Source organism: Kribbella ginsengisoli, assembly GCF_039537185.1.
Classification (GTDB): domain Bacteria; phylum Actinomycetota; class Actinomycetes; order Propionibacteriales; family Kribbellaceae; genus Kribbella; species Kribbella koreensis.
In genome coordinates, this window is record NZ_BAABAA010000001.1 from 1,533,544 (window position 1) to 1,548,567 (window position 15,024).

The 15,024-nt window shown below is 66.5% G+C and carries 16 protein-coding genes; 2 read left to right on the top strand and 14 right to left on the bottom strand.

Going from position 1 to position 15,024, the window contains the following annotated elements; translation table 11 throughout:
• Nucleotides 1-3: 3 nt before the first annotated feature.
• Both ABD768_RS06920 and ABD768_RS06925 read right to left on the bottom strand, forming a co-directional pair.
• Nucleotides 4-1,800, bottom strand: coding sequence for a ricin-type beta-trefoil lectin domain protein (locus tag ABD768_RS06920; protein WP_344838511.1), 1,797 nt, complete (start codon nt 1,798-1,800; stop codon nt 4-6).
• Between the two features lie 25 nt (nt 1,801-1,825).
• Nucleotides 1,826-3,889 (bottom strand): phosphocholine-specific phospholipase C, encoded by a 2,064-nt coding sequence (locus tag ABD768_RS06925; protein WP_344838514.1) that lies wholly within the window; start codon nt 3,887-3,889, stop codon nt 1,826-1,828.
• Nucleotides 3,890-4,138: 249 nt separating this feature from the next.
• Between ABD768_RS06925 and ABD768_RS06930 the strand changes: the two genes are divergently transcribed.
• Nucleotides 4,139-4,570, top strand: a complete 432-nt coding sequence (locus tag ABD768_RS06930) for a VOC family protein (protein ID WP_344838517.1) — start codon at nt 4,139-4,141, stop codon at nt 4,568-4,570.
• An 86-nt stretch (nt 4,571-4,656) separates the two neighbouring features.
• On the opposite strand, the gene ABD768_RS06935 is transcribed toward ABD768_RS06930, so the two are convergent.
• Nucleotides 4,657-5,052, bottom strand: a complete 396-nt coding sequence (locus tag ABD768_RS06935) for a VOC family protein (RefSeq protein WP_343968744.1) — start codon at nt 5,050-5,052, stop codon at nt 4,657-4,659.
• Between the two features lie 720 nt (nt 5,053-5,772).
• On the opposite strand from ABD768_RS06935, the gene ABD768_RS06940 reads away from it, so the two are divergent.
• Nucleotides 5,773-6,561, top strand: a complete 789-nt coding sequence (locus tag ABD768_RS06940) for an alpha/beta fold hydrolase (RefSeq protein ID WP_344838520.1) — start codon at nt 5,773-5,775, stop codon at nt 6,559-6,561.
• Here ABD768_RS06940 and catC read toward each other — a convergent pair.
• The 11 genes from catC to ABD768_RS06995 form a co-directional block, all read right to left on the bottom strand.
• Entirely contained in the window at nt 6,548-6,832 is a 285-nt protein-coding gene (gene catC, locus ABD768_RS06945; protein ID WP_343968748.1) for a muconolactone Delta-isomerase, read from the bottom strand. The genes ABD768_RS06940 and catC overlap by 14 nt on opposite strands.
• 67 nt (nt 6,833-6,899) lie before the next feature.
• The gene (catA, locus tag ABD768_RS06950) at nt 6,900-7,742 is read right to left on the bottom strand and encodes a catechol 1,2-dioxygenase (protein WP_344838524.1); all 843 of its coding nucleotides are present in this window, start codon (nt 7,740-7,742) and stop codon (nt 6,900-6,902) included.
• A 42-nt stretch (nt 7,743-7,784) separates the two neighbouring features.
• The gene (locus ABD768_RS06955) at nt 7,785-8,888 is read right to left on the bottom strand and encodes a mandelate racemase/muconate lactonizing enzyme family protein (protein WP_344838527.1); all 1,104 of its coding nucleotides are present in this window, start codon (nt 8,886-8,888) and stop codon (nt 7,785-7,787) included.
• A 16-nt stretch (nt 8,889-8,904) separates the two neighbouring features.
• Complete coding sequence (locus ABD768_RS06960; protein ID WP_344838530.1) at nt 8,905-9,957, bottom strand: 2Fe-2S iron-sulfur cluster-binding protein; 1,053 nt, start codon at nt 9,955-9,957, stop codon at nt 8,905-8,907.
• A gap of 10 nt (nt 9,958-9,967) precedes the next feature.
• Complete coding sequence (locus ABD768_RS06965; RefSeq protein ID WP_344838533.1) at nt 9,968-10,288, bottom strand: phenol hydroxylase subunit P4; 321 nt, start codon at nt 10,286-10,288, stop codon at nt 9,968-9,970.
• 3 nt (nt 10,289-10,291) lie between these two features.
• A complete protein-coding gene (locus ABD768_RS06970; protein WP_344838536.1) occupies nt 10,292-11,818 on the bottom strand; it encodes a ferritin family protein in 1,527 nt (508 codons plus the stop codon).
• A gap of 2 nt (nt 11,819-11,820) precedes the next feature.
• Nucleotides 11,821-12,105, bottom strand: coding sequence for an MmoB/DmpM family protein (locus ABD768_RS06975; RefSeq protein WP_343968760.1), 285 nt, complete (start codon nt 12,103-12,105; stop codon nt 11,821-11,823).
• A gap of 25 nt (nt 12,106-12,130) precedes the next feature.
• Entirely contained in the window at nt 12,131-13,066 is a 936-nt protein-coding gene (locus ABD768_RS06980; protein ID WP_344838539.1) for a ferritin family protein, read from the bottom strand.
• A 2-nt stretch (nt 13,067-13,068) separates the two neighbouring features.
• The gene (locus ABD768_RS06985) at nt 13,069-13,491 is read right to left on the bottom strand and encodes a hypothetical protein (RefSeq protein WP_344838540.1); all 423 of its coding nucleotides are present in this window, start codon (nt 13,489-13,491) and stop codon (nt 13,069-13,071) included.
• A gap of 90 nt (nt 13,492-13,581) precedes the next feature.
• A complete protein-coding gene (locus tag ABD768_RS06990) occupies nt 13,582-14,493 on the bottom strand; it encodes a LysR family transcriptional regulator (RefSeq protein ID WP_343968766.1) in 912 nt (303 codons plus the stop codon).
• Between the two features lie 17 nt (nt 14,494-14,510).
• Nucleotides 14,511-14,903, bottom strand: a complete 393-nt coding sequence (locus ABD768_RS06995) for a DinB family protein (protein ID WP_344838543.1) — start codon at nt 14,901-14,903, stop codon at nt 14,511-14,513.
• Between the last annotated feature and the right edge of the window lie 121 nt (nt 14,904-15,024).

Consider the following 15,024-nt stretch of genomic DNA (forward strand, 5'->3'; position numbering starts at 1 on the left):
CGACTACGGCGCGGGCGGGCCGTCGAAGGGGGCACTCCAGGTCTGGTTGGGCTGGTGGGTACCGCAGGAGTAGGTCGCGACTACTGCATTGGGGTCAGCGAGGTTGCCGCCGGCGATGTCGATGCAGACGCCGGTGGACTGCCTGAGCTGGCCGGAGCGGTTGTAGGTCCACTTCTGCTTGGTGTCGCTGCTGTTGCAGGCGGCCAGCCGGAGGCCGGTGGAGTCGCCGGAGATGCACAGCGCCGTGTTCGCCAAGGAGGATATGAGTCCCGTGGGCTGGCGTTGCCACTGCTGGTTGCTGTTGCCGGTACAGCCGTACAAAGCGACCTTGTTGCCGACAGCAGCACCGGTATAGGCGTCCAAGCACAGGGCGGTTGCCTGGAACGCACTCTGCGGCGCTTGGATCTGACCGACCGGGATCGCGGCGCCGCAGCTTCCCGGGTCGATCGTGTAGATGGCGGTGTCGTGACTGGCGATCGTCATCGTGATGGACGATTGCACCGACTGGTTGGTGTGACTCCACAGGTCCCGGGCGGTGCGAGTGCAGCCGGTGTTCCCGAAACCCACCCGCGCCAGGTCCAGGGTGTAGCTGGTCGAGGCGGAGTTCTTGTTCAGTACCGCGACCGCGCGGCGACCGCCGGCCAGTGGCTTGACGACGACGTCGATCCCGGCGGTGGCCGAGGCGTTGCTGCGGGACGCGAGGTAGCCGCCTGCACCGAGCGCGTCCTGGTCGACGGCGATGATGTCGCTGTTCTTGAGAATGTTCAGCTGCGGCGCGTACGTCGTCGGGTCGGCGGCCAGCTTGCGGAGGTCGGAGCTGATCATCAGCGGCGAGCCCATCGCTGACCAGAGCGCGAACTGGCTGCGCTGCTCGGCGAGGGTGAGCTGCTTGTTGTCACCGATCAGCAGCATGTCCGCGTCGTTGTGGTTGCCCGGGCCGTTGTAGCGGGCCAGCGCGATGGTGTCGGTGAGGTTCTGGTAGACGCCACCCTCGTAGTAGTCGCCACCATGCGGCCAGTTCCAGGCCGAGGCGTTGTCGCCATGCCAGACGGCGATGTCTGGACTGACCCGCCACATCTGGCCGAGGGTGCGGACCCAATCCATCGAGTTGTACTTCTCGGTGCTGGTCGGGCCGTACCCGGCGGGTGCGGACTCGTTGAACAGGATCTTCCGGCTGGTACCGGCCGTGGCCGTCTTCAGAGCGTTGGCCATGGTGGTGAAGATCTGCTGACGATTGCTGCTGGTCGTCCCGCAGTTGTCCAGCTTGAGGGAGTCGATCCCCCAGTACGCCAGCGAGTTGGCATCGGCTTGTTCGTGTCCCATCACCCCGCCTGGTACGCCCTGGCAGGTGTTGACGCCCGAGGTGCTGTAGAGCCCGGTCTCCATCCCTTGACTGTGGACGTAGTTGGAGTAGTCGGTCAGCTCCCAGTCGAACCCGGGCTGGCTGCTGCTGCCCCAGGTTGCCGCCCCATGCAGGTAACCGGCGCTCGTCCGTTGCATCCAGCAATCGTCCACAGTGAGGTTGGTGTAGCCGGCAGCAACGAGACCGGTGTCCTTCATGGCCTTGGCCTGGTCCTGCATGAACTGCTGGAACGAATAGCCGGTCCTGGTGCCGTCGAGACGTGCTTGCGCGGCGCAGGTGAAGCGCGCCCAGTTATTGAAGCCCATCATCGGTTTCACGCCGATGGCGGTGCTGGTGTTCGCGGCGATCGGGTCGGCGACGGCTGCGGGTGACGTGCCGACGACCAGTCCGGTGGTGGCCAGCGCGGCTGCTGATGCGAGGGTGACCAGCCTTCTCATGGGCGGGCTCCTTTCAGGAGGAGTTTCACGAGCCGATGGCCGGGTCGCTGGTGGAGGCCGCACCGGTCTCGATATGGCCGGCGAAACGACGCAGGTACGCCGAATCGGTGCTGCTGGTGACGCTGATGTCATACCAGCGGTTGCCGGCGGCAACACCCCAGTTGGGCACCACGCGGGAGGTGCCGGGCTGGACCGTGTACGAGTACGGCTGGGTCGGCGCGTAGCGGTCCACGCCGGTGAAGGTCACGGTTTTGGTCCCGCCGTTGACGAAGGTCAGGTCGACGTAGCCGGTCGCCGCATTGTGCCGGGCGGTGACCTCCGGTCCCAGTTCCGCGATGGTCCCGGCCCGCTCCTGGACGAAGCCGTTGGGTCCGTACACACCGAACTGGTAGCGGGTCGACGGCAGCGCCCAGGTGTCGGTGAGAGACTTGACGCCCCCGACCGTGTAGGGCCAAGGTCCGTCGCTACGGGTCGCCGAGGTGACGAGGAACCCCGCTCCTGCCGTGCCCCGGTTCGTGAAGGTGAACTGCATCCGGCCGTTGACCACCACGGTGTCGACTGCCAGGTCGTACGGAATCGCCCGTGCCTTGCGCACACCGGACTCCTGCATGGGCAGCGCGCCGGTCTTGGGCGGGACCGGGTGGTAGTCGGGCGGCGAGGTGTGCGAGGCCGGCGGCTTGTACGCCGTCGTACTCGGCAACGACGGCTTCGTGCTGTCGGACCCGGTGAAGTCGAAGGCCGAGGTGAGGTCGCCGCAGACCGTCCGGCGCCAGTCGGACACGTTCGGGCTGTGGACTCCGAAACGCTTCTCGATGAACTGGATGATCGAGGTGTGGTCGAAGGTCTGCGAGCAGGTCCAGCCGCCGCGGCTCCAGGGCGAGATGGCCAGCATCGGCACCCGCGGTCCGAGCCCGTACTGCAGATTGGTCGTGTAGCCCGATCCCCCGCCGCCGGTGTAGATCTCGCCGGAGGTGCTCGCGGTCGACAGACCCTGCGCGGCCGACGCCGGCGGGTACGGCGGGACGACGTGGTCGAAGAAGCCGTCGTTCTCGTCGTACGTGAGCAGCAGCACGGTCTTGCTCCACACGGCCGGGTCGGCAGTGAGCGCGTCGAGGACGCCGGACACGTACCAGGCACCGTAGTTGGCGGGCCAGCTCGGGTGCTCGGTGAAGGCTTCGGGGGCGGCGATCCAGGAGACCTGCGGCAGGTTGCCCGCCAGTACGTCGGCTTTGAGCTTGTCGAAGTACCCGTCCCCGTTCTTCGCGTTCGTACCGGTGCGGGCCTTGTCGTACAAGGGGTTGCCGGGCTGGGCGTTGCGGTACTTGTTGAAGTACAGCAACGAGTTGTCGCCGTAGTTGCCGATGTAGGGATCGCTGTCCCAGCCCCAGCTGCCAGCGGCGTTCAGGCCGGAACCGACGTCCTGGTAGACCTTCCAGGACACTCCTGCCTGCTGGAGGACCTCGGGGAAGGTGTTCCAGCCGTAGCCGGCTTCCTCGTTCCCGACCACCGGTCCCCCGTTGGTGCCGTCGTTGCCGACCCAGCCGGTGTACATGTAGTAGCGGTTCGGGTCGGTCGCGCCCATGAACGAACAGTGGTACGCGTCGCAGATCGTGAACGCGTCGGCGAGGGCGTAGTGGAACGGGATGTCGTTGCGGGTCAGGTGGGCCATCGCGGTGGTGCCCTTGGCGGAGATCCAGCGGTCCCAGCGGCCACCGTTCCAGGCGTTGTGCGTGTCGTTCCAGCCGTGCGGCAGGTCTTCGATGAAGGTCAGGCCGAGGTTGCTCACCGCCGGCCGGAACGGCAGCGTCACCTTGCCGCTGCCATCCGCCTGGTACCAGACGCTCTTCCCACTGGGCAGCGGGAGCGGGCGGGGATCGCCGAATCCACGGACACCGCGCAGCGATCCGAAGTAGTGGTCGAAGGAGCGGTTCTCCTGCATCAGGACGACGACATGCTCGACGTCCGCGATCGTGCCGGAGCTGATCGCCGCCGGGATCGCGGCGGCCTTCTCGATGACGGCGGGCAGCGCGGTGGCCGCGGCGGCCGCACTCGCGAACTGCAGGAACCTACGGCGATTGACGTCGGTCACGGGACATCTCCTCGTGGGCGTGATCCGGGGCGGGATACAGCGACGCAGCAGCAGTGCTCATTAATGAAAGAAAGTGCGTTTAAGTGCGCATTACTCGGCACCCGCATGCATCATCGAACCGGCTCATGGCCCTGTCAAGAACTCCGCCGGCACTGAAGGGAAACCTCTCGGGAAAAGTGCTCACTTGGTGAGCACTTCACCCCGGCATGATGGCTTCACCAGCTCGACACCGACCCAGGGAGTGCCCCGATGTTCCGAGGATTCGCCACCATCAGCTTCTACGCCGACGACCTCGCCGCCGCGCGCGACTGGTACGCCGAACTGCTCGACCAGGAGGCGTACTTCCAGTTCCCGCCCGCTCCGGCACCGCCCGCGTACTTCGAGTTCCGGATCGGCGACGACGAGGACGAACTCGGCTTCATCGACCGCAAATACGCCCCGCCCGGCGCCGCCAACGCCCCCGGCGGCGCCGTCATGCACTGGCACGTGGACGACCTGTTGGCCACCTTCGAAAAGCTCCTGTCGATGGGCGCCAAGGAATACACCCCCATCACCTCCCACGGCGACAGCAACTTCACCACCGCCGCCGTCATAGACCCCTTCGGCAACGTCCTGGGCATCATGCACAACCCCCACTACCTGGAAATCCTCCAGGCGCGCACGCGCACGGCGGCCGGCTGACCCCACGCTGGCCGGCCGGGCCATTCGCATCTCGCCGGCTGACCTGCCGGGCCAGCCGCATCTCGGCGGCCGGCCCAGGCAGGCGCTCAGGAGATGATCTGCGCGATCTCCCAGTGATTGCCCGCCGGGTCGGCGAACGCGGCGGTCCGGCGGCCCCAGGGACGGTCGATCGGACCGTTCACCAGCTCCACTCCGTGCGCCTTCAGCTCAGCGGCCGTTGTATCCACGTCATCTACTCGGATCGTGAACAACGACCGCCCACCACTACCGGCCGTCGCGGGCCCGATCAGCAGCGGAACCTCGGCGACGGTCACCAGATTCAGCATCAGGTTGCGCAGCTTCAGCAACGCCGAATCCTCATCCTCGAAGATGACCTCGAGCCCGAACACCCCCACATAGAACTCCTTGCAACCAGCAACGTCATCCACCAGCAAGGTAATGACCTCAAGCTCATCCAGACCTGCTACCGGCGATACGGACATCCTGCTACTCCTCGTGTTAGCACTGCTTGATCAGAACCCCGCGACCTCTCATACCGTCTGTCGAACCCCCACGACGAACCTCGACATTTCCACCTCGACGCCATCCGCCAACCACTTCCAACGGACACCCGACGGCGGGGTGCTGCCCGCAGCGGGGCTCTAGTGGCGTACCGAACAACAGGTAGTGCACCTCGAGACGCCATACACGAAATCGCCATCCGCGCTCACAGTGCACTAACTGGCGTCGACTACTGCCTGTCCTTAGGCACATCCGTCCTTCGACAAGCACCCAACGCCCAACGACAGCAGCCCATTCACCCGACAGCACACCAGCGCGCCCCCGGAGCGACCGAGTCGGCCGACCCACACCAGCAGCTAACTCGTGGGCAAGACGAGTCCCGCGCCCAGCCCATGCAGCACATCAGCCCACGTAGCACGTCAGCCCCCGAGCGCCGGCTGCCCGGGCACCCACCACACAGTCCACCGACCCCAGGCGACCAGCCAATCCGGTAGTCGTCCGATGGCGCAGCCCGCAAAGAAGGGCGGGTCGGAGCCGGGCGCGGAGCAGCGACGCAGGAGCAAGCGGACGGCCAGCGTGGGTGAGTTGGGTTGGGGTGGAGGTGGGTGAGTTGGGTGGCGGCGGATTGAGACTTGGGGGCTATCGAGTGGGACTGGATTGGTCTTTGTTGGGGACATAGCGGGGGTCGTAGCCTCGGGGGTATGGGTTTTTTGGGTTCGGAGCGGCGGGTGGTTGCGGGGCTTGGGTGGGTTGGGGAGCTTCGGGGTGGGCGGGAGCTGCTTGTGGTGGGGGCCAGTTTGGGGACGGGGGTTGAGGCGCTGTGGCGGACGTGCGTCGAGCGGCTTGGGGAGCGGTTCGATGTGCTGGGGTGGGAGGTGCCCGGGCATGGGAGCGGAGCGCCGGCGACGGCGGCGTTCAGCATCGAGGAGTTGGCGGGGCGGGTTGTTGCCGGCGTCGATGAGATCTGCGGGCCGCAACAGTTTCGGTACGCCGGGGATTCGCTGGGCGGGGCCGTTGGGTTGGTGCTGCTGGTCGATCACGCGGATCGGGTGAGTGGCGCGACCTTGGCCTGTACGAGCGCGCGGTTCTCGGCGCCGCGGATGTGGCATGAGCGCGCGGCGTTGGTACGGGCTGAAGGGACCGAGGCGGTGGTGAAAGGGTCGCGGGAGCGATGGTTCTCGCCTTGGTTCGCGGATCGGGAGCCGACGGCGGTCGACGGGTTGATCGAGTCGTTGCGGGCGGTTGATGACGAGAGCTATGCGTTGGCTTGTGAGGCGTTGGCTGAGTTCGATATCAGGGACAGGCTCGGGAAGATCGACCGGCCGTTCGCGCTGATCGCCGGGCGGGACGACGTCGCCACTCCGATCGCGGATGCACAGCGGATCGTCAACGGAGCGCCGGGTGCGCAGTTGACGATCCTCGACGACGTGGCTCACTTGGCTCCGATCGAAGCTCCCGATCGAGTCGCCGCGATCCTCACGAAGGTCTGATGTCGGACGGGTGTTCGGCGAGAGGCTGGATGTCCACGCTCAGGTAGGGGAAGAGCGGGAGATTCCAGAGGAGTTGGTGGAGTTCTTCGTTGGTGTCGACGTCGAAGATGCTGAGGTTGGCGTACTGCCCGGCGATCCGCCAGATGTGCGGCCATTTGCCGGCTCGTTGTAGCTCCTGGCTGTATGCCTTCTCCCGCGCGAGGATGTCGTCCCGCACCGCCGGGTCGAGGTCGGTGGGCAGGCTCACTCGCATGGTCACCGCGAACAGCATGGTGTCTCCTTACCAAGAGGTCCCGTCGCCCCGGACAACGCAGCCGGGGCGACGGGACGGTTCGGGTTCAGGACGGGGCCAGGACGAAGTCGTATTCGACGTCCACGCCGTCGCCGGACGGTTTGGGGTCGAGCATCAGTTCGGGCTTGACCGCCGAGGCGATGTCGTCCTCGTTGTGCGGGTCACCCGGGAAGTACAGCTGCGTGGTGACGAGTTGGTGGCCGTCAGCCGAGACCTTGAGGTGTAGGTGAGCGGGGCGCCAGGCGTGCCAGTCGGCGGCTCGGATCAGGGCGCCGGTGGCTCCGTCGGTGGGGATCTGGTACGGCGCCGGCTGGATCGTATGGATCCGGAAGCGACCCTGGTCGTCGGCCGTGATGACGCCGCGCAGGTTCCATTCGGGCAGGCCGGGGGCGAACTGGGCGTAGTACCCAAGAGCGTCGCAATGCCAGATGTCGACCCGCGCGCCGGCCAGCGGCGTACCGTCGGCCGACCGGACCTGGCCGTGGAAGACCAGCGGAGTGCCCGGCTCGTCAGGGCGCATCGGAAGAGTCGCCTCGGCGGGTAGTTCCGGCGCGCCGGGAGCGTAGAACGGCCCCTCGATCGTGCCCTTGCTTCCTTCGCGATCGGCCGAAGCAACCTCCTCCACGACGTTCTCGAGGAAGACGTCCAGGAACAGCGGCCACTCGCCATCGGCACCGACCTGGATCAGCCAGGCCTTCAGAGCGTCGTACTCCGCATAGCTGACCTGGTTGGCGCGAATCGTCGCGTGGATCGCAGCCAGTACCTCCCGAGCCAGCATGCTGACCCGTTCTGGCGGTGTGTCGGCGACAGCGGTCTTGTCGGCGCGGAACCGTTCGGTCGCGGATGCGCCGGTGGCGGCAGCGGTGGCCGACTCCTCGGTCGTGGTCATGGTGTTTCCTCTCTGGCGGGCGCCCAACCGGCAAAAGGACGGTCAGACACGGTCGGTCCGGTAGTGCGCGAGCTTGCTCGCGTCGATGTCGATGCCGAGCCCGGGCGCTTCCCGGACCCGGAGCAGGCCGTCGCGGATCTCCAACGGCTCGGTCAGCAGGTCGTCGGCCATGTCCAGGAAGTTGGACAGTTCGCCGGCCTGCCGGGACGTCGCCTCGAAGGCGGCGCCGAAAGCGAGGCTGCAGAGCGACCCGAGCTGCCCGTCGATCTGGTTGCCCATGACAACTTCCACGCCGAGTCCCTCGCACTGCGCGAGCACGCGATGCGACCCGGTGAAGCCGGTACGCGCGGTCTTGATGCTGACCCCGGTCGCCGACCCGCCAAGCAGTTCGCGCGTCACATCGCCAGGCGTCGGCACGCTCTCATCGGCGTACATCGGTATGCCGCTCTGCCCGACCAGCCAACGCCGCCCGAGGACGTCATCAGCCGGGCACAGCTCCTCGGCGAACAGCAGGTCGAGATCGGTCATCGCCCGCAGCGCCCGGGCGGCCTCGGCAGCGGTCCAGCCACGATTCCCGTCGATGTACAGCTCAGCATCGGGCATCGCCTCGCGCAGCGCCCGGCAGGCCGACACATCAAGATGGATGGGCCGTCGCCCCACTTTCACCTTGAAAGTAGAGATTCCGTACTGCTCCCGCACCCGCCCGGCCTCGGCGACCATCTCGGCCGGCTCCGCGAACCCGACCATGTGAGCGACCCGCATCCGATCGCCGTACCCGCCGAGCAGCTCGGTGACCGACACCCCGAGCGACTGCCCGGCGAGGTCCCACAACGCCATGTCGATCGCCGCCTTGGCGGTCGGGTTGCCGACCGTACGCCCCAGCCGGACCCGCACCTGCTCCCGCTCCAACGGCGACAGCCCAATGACCAGGTCGGCGAACAGACCGCAGACGGCGGCGACGATCGACGCCTGCGTCTCGCCATAGGTAAACGGCCTTGGCGGCGCCTCCGCGACCCCCACCAGCCCGTCATCGGTATGAACCCGAACCAGCACATGCGCCGCCTCGGTCACCTCCCCCGACGCGAACCGCAGCGGCTTGCGATACGGGATCGCGAACGGGATCGCTTCGACCTTCGTGATCTTCAAGGCTGCTCTCCCATCGTCATCGCCCGATCAGCGGACTGCGGACGACGTTCCGCCCCGAGGCCCGGTCGGCGGAGTCGAAGAAGTCCTCCCGGTAGATGTCGCGCGGGAACAACCGGGCCTTCATCAACGCCTTCATCGAGTCGGCGACGAACTCGGGACTGCCGCACAGATACGCCACATGCCCGGCCGCCCGCGGATAGTCCTCTGCAACGAGGACCGGCACCCGCCCAGTGCGCCCGTCAAAGGAGTCCCGCGACAACGCCGGCCGATACGAGAACCACTGATGCGATGCCGCGAACCGCTCCAGCCACTCGTGCTCGTAGAGATCATCAACAGTCGGCACACCGTGGTACAGGACTACTTGCCGAGAGCAACCAGTCGAGGCCAAAGACTGGAGGATCGCCTTCATCGGCGCGAGCCCGGTCCCGCCGGCCAGCAGCAGCACCGGTTCGTCCCGGGCCGGCCGCAGGAAGAACTGCCCGTACGGTCCGGAGACCGACACGTCGTCGCCGACGGCCAGGTCCTTGAAGATCCACCCATCCGTCGCCAGCCCGTCCGCCGATCGCTTGACGTGCAACTCGATCGTGTCGCCGGGCAGACCAGCCAGCGAGTACGGCCGGGTCTCACCGTCAGGCGTCCGCAGCAGCACGTACTGCCCCGGGTTGAACGGAATCGGCGACGTCAACGCGACCCGCAGCCGTCGTACGCCGGCACTCACCTCGGCCAGCTCGACAACGCGCCCGGCGTAGTCACGTACCGGATGGATCTCGACCCCGTCGTCGACATCCACCTCGCCCTCGATGGTCACATCGCTGCGCGGCTTGGCCACGCAGAGCAGAGCGGCTCCCTCGTCGCGCTCGCTCTCCAGCAACGCGTACGGCGAAGCGTCGCCGAGATCCAGGTCGCCCTCCAGCACCTGCGCCTTGCACGTGCCGCAAGTCCCGTGCGTACAGGCATGCGGCAACCACACCCCCTCGCGCAGACAGGCATCGAGAACGGTCTGGTCGGCCCGGCACTTGATCTCGGCACCGATCGGCTCGATCGTCACGGTGTACGTCTCGTCGCTCATACCCACGACCTCAGACGGTGAAGTGCAGCAGCGCCTTGTGCCCGATCCCGAGATCGGTCAAGGACGCATCCGGTACGGCGCTCAGCGGCTCGTCGAACAGCCGCCAGTCGAGAGTCGCCGTCGCGTCGAAGTCCGGGTCGGACCCGGCCCACGGCGCGACCGTCCCCGCGACGAATTCGCCGAAAGACAGAGCCCGCGGCACCCGGAAGCAGGCGGCCGAACAGAACAGCGGATTGCCGTCCCAGTGGACGTAGACGAGCTGGTCGTCCCCGAACAGTTCCTGCCGATCAGCCGACGGGAAGTCGTAGTCGTACAACGCTTTCACCGGCATCGCTCACGCCTCCTTCGTCGCGTTCGAGTGCCACTCGGCCCAAGACCGCGCGTCGGGCGATCCGCGGTACTCACCGGCGTCACCGTCCTGGATGCCGTACCACTCGAGCACCTCGGGAACGCTCGGACCGCCGCAGTTGCCCTGGTAGATCTGGTGCACCGGCAGCCACGCCTGGACGTACTTCTCCGGTTCTCGCTCGAAGATCCACTGACATCCGTCGGAGCAGGTATGGAACGTCTCGTCACGGAACTCGCTGCGCCGGAACGAGATCGCGGCCGGGTCGGCCGTCTCGGTGAACGCCATCGGGATCTGGCACACCTGGCACAACTGCGGCAGTCCCTGGAAGAAGACCCGGCCGCCGGCCGCCTCGATACGAGCGTGCTTGTCCCATACCGGCTTGTACTGCTGCGGATACGTCTCCGGGTACTGCTCGGCCAGCCACTTCGAGTGCTCTTCGGTCGGCGTCTGCGTGGTGAACGACGCGGCGAAGCTGAAGTTGTGCAGGATCTTGTAGACCTGGTGGGACAGGTGGTCCTTCTCCGCGATCGCCTGCTCGACATGCCGCGGCGGGCGGATGCCGTAGAACTCCAGATCCGGGAACAGCCCGCCGAGCATCTGGTCCTCGAAGTACAGCTCGAACGCTTCCTTCCAGCTCATCACCGGCTTCGGGAGCATGTAGTCCATCATCGCGGCGACCAGCGCGGACATCCGGTACGCCCGCCAGAACCACTTGTCGATCCAGTCCTGGATGATCGGCACATTGCCCTCGTCCTGCTCCAGCAGGAACTTGATCGCCTCCAGCCCGAGCGTCATGTGCCGGCTCTCGTCGGACTGCGCCGAGAACCCGAACGACATCGTCGGCATGTCACCGTTGAAGCTCGCGCCGCTCATGAACGGCACGAACAGCAGGTTGGTCAGCAGGTACTCGAAGCTGAACGAGATCGAGATCAGGAACTCGAACGGACCGGCCGTCATCGCGTCGTCGAACAGCGACTTCGGCACCGACAGGTACCAGACCCGGTCGTGCATCTTCGACCAGCTGTGGAAGCCGCCGTAGTACTTGTTGTAGTTGCTGATCGTGTGGATCTGCGTCTGGCAGTGCCGCAGCTCGTCGACGCTCTGGCACAACGCGGCGAACCGCGGGGCCGGTCCTTCGAGGTAGCGCGCGAGGTAGGCGAAGTGCCGGTGGGCGGCGTACTCCAGCGGGGTGACGCCTTGGATGAAGAGCTTGATCGCGTTCAGGTACGACGCGTCCGACAACCCGAGATGGCCTTGGCTCTGGGCGAAGCTGTCGAGTACGGCGTACAGGCGCTTGTCCTTCTCCGCCTGGTACTTGTAGTAAGCGTCGACGGTCAGCCGGAAGGGGTCCTGCCAACCGTCCCAGTCGTGGACCTTGATGCCTTCGTACGACGTGTGCGGGAACAGCTGCTCCTTGCTGACGTAGCTCGGCTCCCAGTCGAGGTCGCGGGTGAGCAGCGCATAGCGCTCCTTCAGTGGGAGCTTCTTCGGGCGGGTGATGGCTTCGGTCATGGTCAGTGCTCCCAACTCACGATGATCTGGTCGTCGTCCCACTCGGTGAAGTTGCCTGCGTACGAGACGATCGCCAGCTGGAACTCGCCGGTGTCCCACTCGTGACCGAGCTGGGCCTCGACGGTCTCGCGGTTGATCACGATCCGTCCGGCCGACTGGAGCTTGAGCAGGCCGGGCAGGTGCCGGATGGTGAGCTCCGGGTTGTCCGCCTTGATCGCGTCGACCAGCGGGCGGTTCTCCTCGGCGTCCTGGAGGTCGATACCGACCTGGCGCAGGGTGGTCGTCATGCCTGTACTCCGTCCAGCTTGGTGGTCATGCCTGTACTCCGTCCAGCTTCGTGGCGAGTGCTGCGACGGCTTCCTGCGCTCTTGGTTGCCAGGTGGTCGCGATGCGGGCCAGGTGTTCGGTGTTGGCCGGGCCGTGGTCGGAGTCGGTGTTCCAGGCGGTGATGAGGGCGTCGAGCCACTTGCGCTGGTCGGCGTACCAGGTGCTGAGGTGCTGGGCGAACAGCGAGTAGGCGCCGGCGCCGGTGAGCAGGGCCTGCTCGTCGAGACCTGTGTAGAGCAAGGGATAGATGAGCTGGTCGACGTGGTCGATCGCGAGCAGACCCTCGGCCCAGTCGTCGACGATCATGATCTCTTCGACCAGCTTCCTGAGTGGCTGCAGGTGTTCGCCGGTGAGCCAGTCCTGCTTGGCTGTGGTCAGTACTCCGCCGGCGCCGGCGCCTAGGGCGATACCCACGCGGGACAGCATCTGGGCGTTGCCGATGCGGTCGAATGCGGCGAAGGTGCAGCACTGCTCGAGCGACGTACCGTAGGCGAAGCGTGCGCCGGCGACCGTCACCAGTTGAGCGCCGGACTCGTAGTGCCTCAGGGGGATGACGACTGTGCCTAGGACGTCGCGCCAGGCTTCCGGCATCCGGCCGAGCAGGTCGCGTCCCTCCAAGTAGCTGAGGGTCTTGCCGAACTCGTCGTGCAGCGCGGCCCGGTTGGTCACGTACGGGGTGTAGTAGAAGTTGCGCGGATCGGCGTAGGAGTAGGGGTCGGTGAGCTGGAGGGCTGTGTAGCGCGGGTCGTACAGCTCGCGGTCCTGGATCCAGGTCGGCCGGTAGTGGAAGTTCTCCCGCGGCTCGACGTCGAGTGTCGCCTCCTGGTAGCGGGTGGCCGGTTGGTCGCCCAGGCGGTCGATGACGTTCTGGTAGGTGTTCCGCTTGGGTTCGATGACGTTGTAGCGCAACTCGTACTGCACGATCACTCCTGACGGTCGGCGTCGACGCGCTGCGGCTCGATCAGCGTGAGAACGAGCCCCTGCAGCTCGTCCTCACTACTGAGCCGCCGCGGCTGCTGGCCTTGCTGGTTCTGCTGGCCCGAGAGGATGAGGCTGACCAGCGCGGAATGCCCGGACATCACCGTCCGAACCTGCGCGGCCCGCTCGTGATAGGTCATCGTGAAGGTCAACTCCCCCGGCCCGACCTGATCGACCAGCTCGATCACGTCACCACGCGGCCGCAGGATCGCGTTGGCCTCACTGACCAGCTGCTCGGCCAGCGACCGGACGATCACCTGCACGTCCGTCGCCACCGGAATCGGCATCGGCACACTGTCCTCGACCCCGGCGACCGGCGCGGCCTCCCCATCGAGAAGTGCCTGAACACTGAGCATGAACGGCGTCATGCCACCGAGTCTCAACTCCCCGGCAACACAAGTGAAATACCTAAAAAGTCGGTACTAAGACGCCCAACCTCTCAATCCCAGCACACGCGGTCAGCGGTTAGGAGGTAGGCGGCGGCCGCCGCCGATTAGGCCTTCGGCTCGGGCTCGGACTCTTGCGACCAGGGGTGACGGCTCGTCGGCTCTTGTTGCCAGGGCCAGTTCGACCTCGCTGGTCGTGCCGGCGAGGGGCAGGTAGGCGGCGCCGGTGATCTGGAGATGCTGGACCGATGCCGGTACCAGCGCGACGCCGAGGCCGGCCGCGACGAAGGAAACCAGGGTGGAGGTTTCGGCGACCTCGTGCATCGTCGCGGGGACGAAGCCTGCGTGTTGGCAGGTGTCCAGGACGGCGTCGTAGACGACTGACCGGTTGTGTGACGGGTAGGTGATGAACGGGTCGTCGGCGAGGTCCGACAGGCGGACCTTGTCGCTGGCGGCGAGTGGATGCTGGGTGGGTAGTACTGCGATCAGAGGCTCCCGTCGCAACACCCGAACCTCGATCTGTGGGCTGCGGACCGGTGGGCGGAGGAAGGCCAGGTCGAGAGTTCCGTCCAGGAGTGCAGCAACTTGCCGGGGCGTGAGCATCTCGCCGTGGATGTCGAGCTCGATCCCGGGCAGGTCAGCGCGCACCGCCCGTACGAACGACGGCAACAAGTCATACGTGGCCGACCCCGTGAAGCCGATGGCAATCCGCCCCAAGGTCCCACTGGCGACCTCGTTGGCCTCGACCACCGCGCTGTCCACAGCCGCCAAGATCTCCCGGGCCCGCTCCAAGAACCGCCGCCCGGCCTCGGTCAACTCGACCTTCCGAGTGGTCCGATGCAGAAGCTGCACCCCGACCTCGGCCTCGAGCAGCTTGATCTGCTGGGACAACGGTGGCTGGGCCATGTTGAGCCGCGCCGCCGCCCGCCCGAAATGAGACTCCTCGGCGACGGCCACGAAGTACTGCACCCGACGCAGTTCCATCTGCGGACAGTACCGCGCTACCTGCCCTCGATGGTGTCAAGATCGCGCACCGCGTACCGGTGGTGTTCCCACTCCTCCTCGAGGATCGTGTGCAGACACGACAACGTGGTCTCGGGATACTCAGGAGCCCACGGATGCGACCTCACCGTCGCCAACTCCTCAACGGTGACGCCCCCGAGGAACTCCCGCACCATCCCCACCCGCTCCGCCCGGACCGCGAGCACTTCGTCGTACGACGGCGTGACCGTCGCGAAGACCGACATGTCGTTCCCATCGGTCTCGTACTCCGCGTTCGGCCGCCCAGGAACCGCCGCCCGGCCGCCTTCAGTGCGAACCTCGTCGCGGACCCGCTCAAGCGCCGCCCAGGCCGCCCGCAACTGGGAGCCACCCGCCCGCGTGTAGTCGTTCATGCCGCGAAGTCTGACAGCGGCCACGGACGCTTTCGGCGAACCCGATGCCAGGACCTGGAGCAGCGGCCGGCCCCTGGCGGATGCTGCTCGCCGGCGAGGTCCTCGCGTTCGCGGCGAGCGA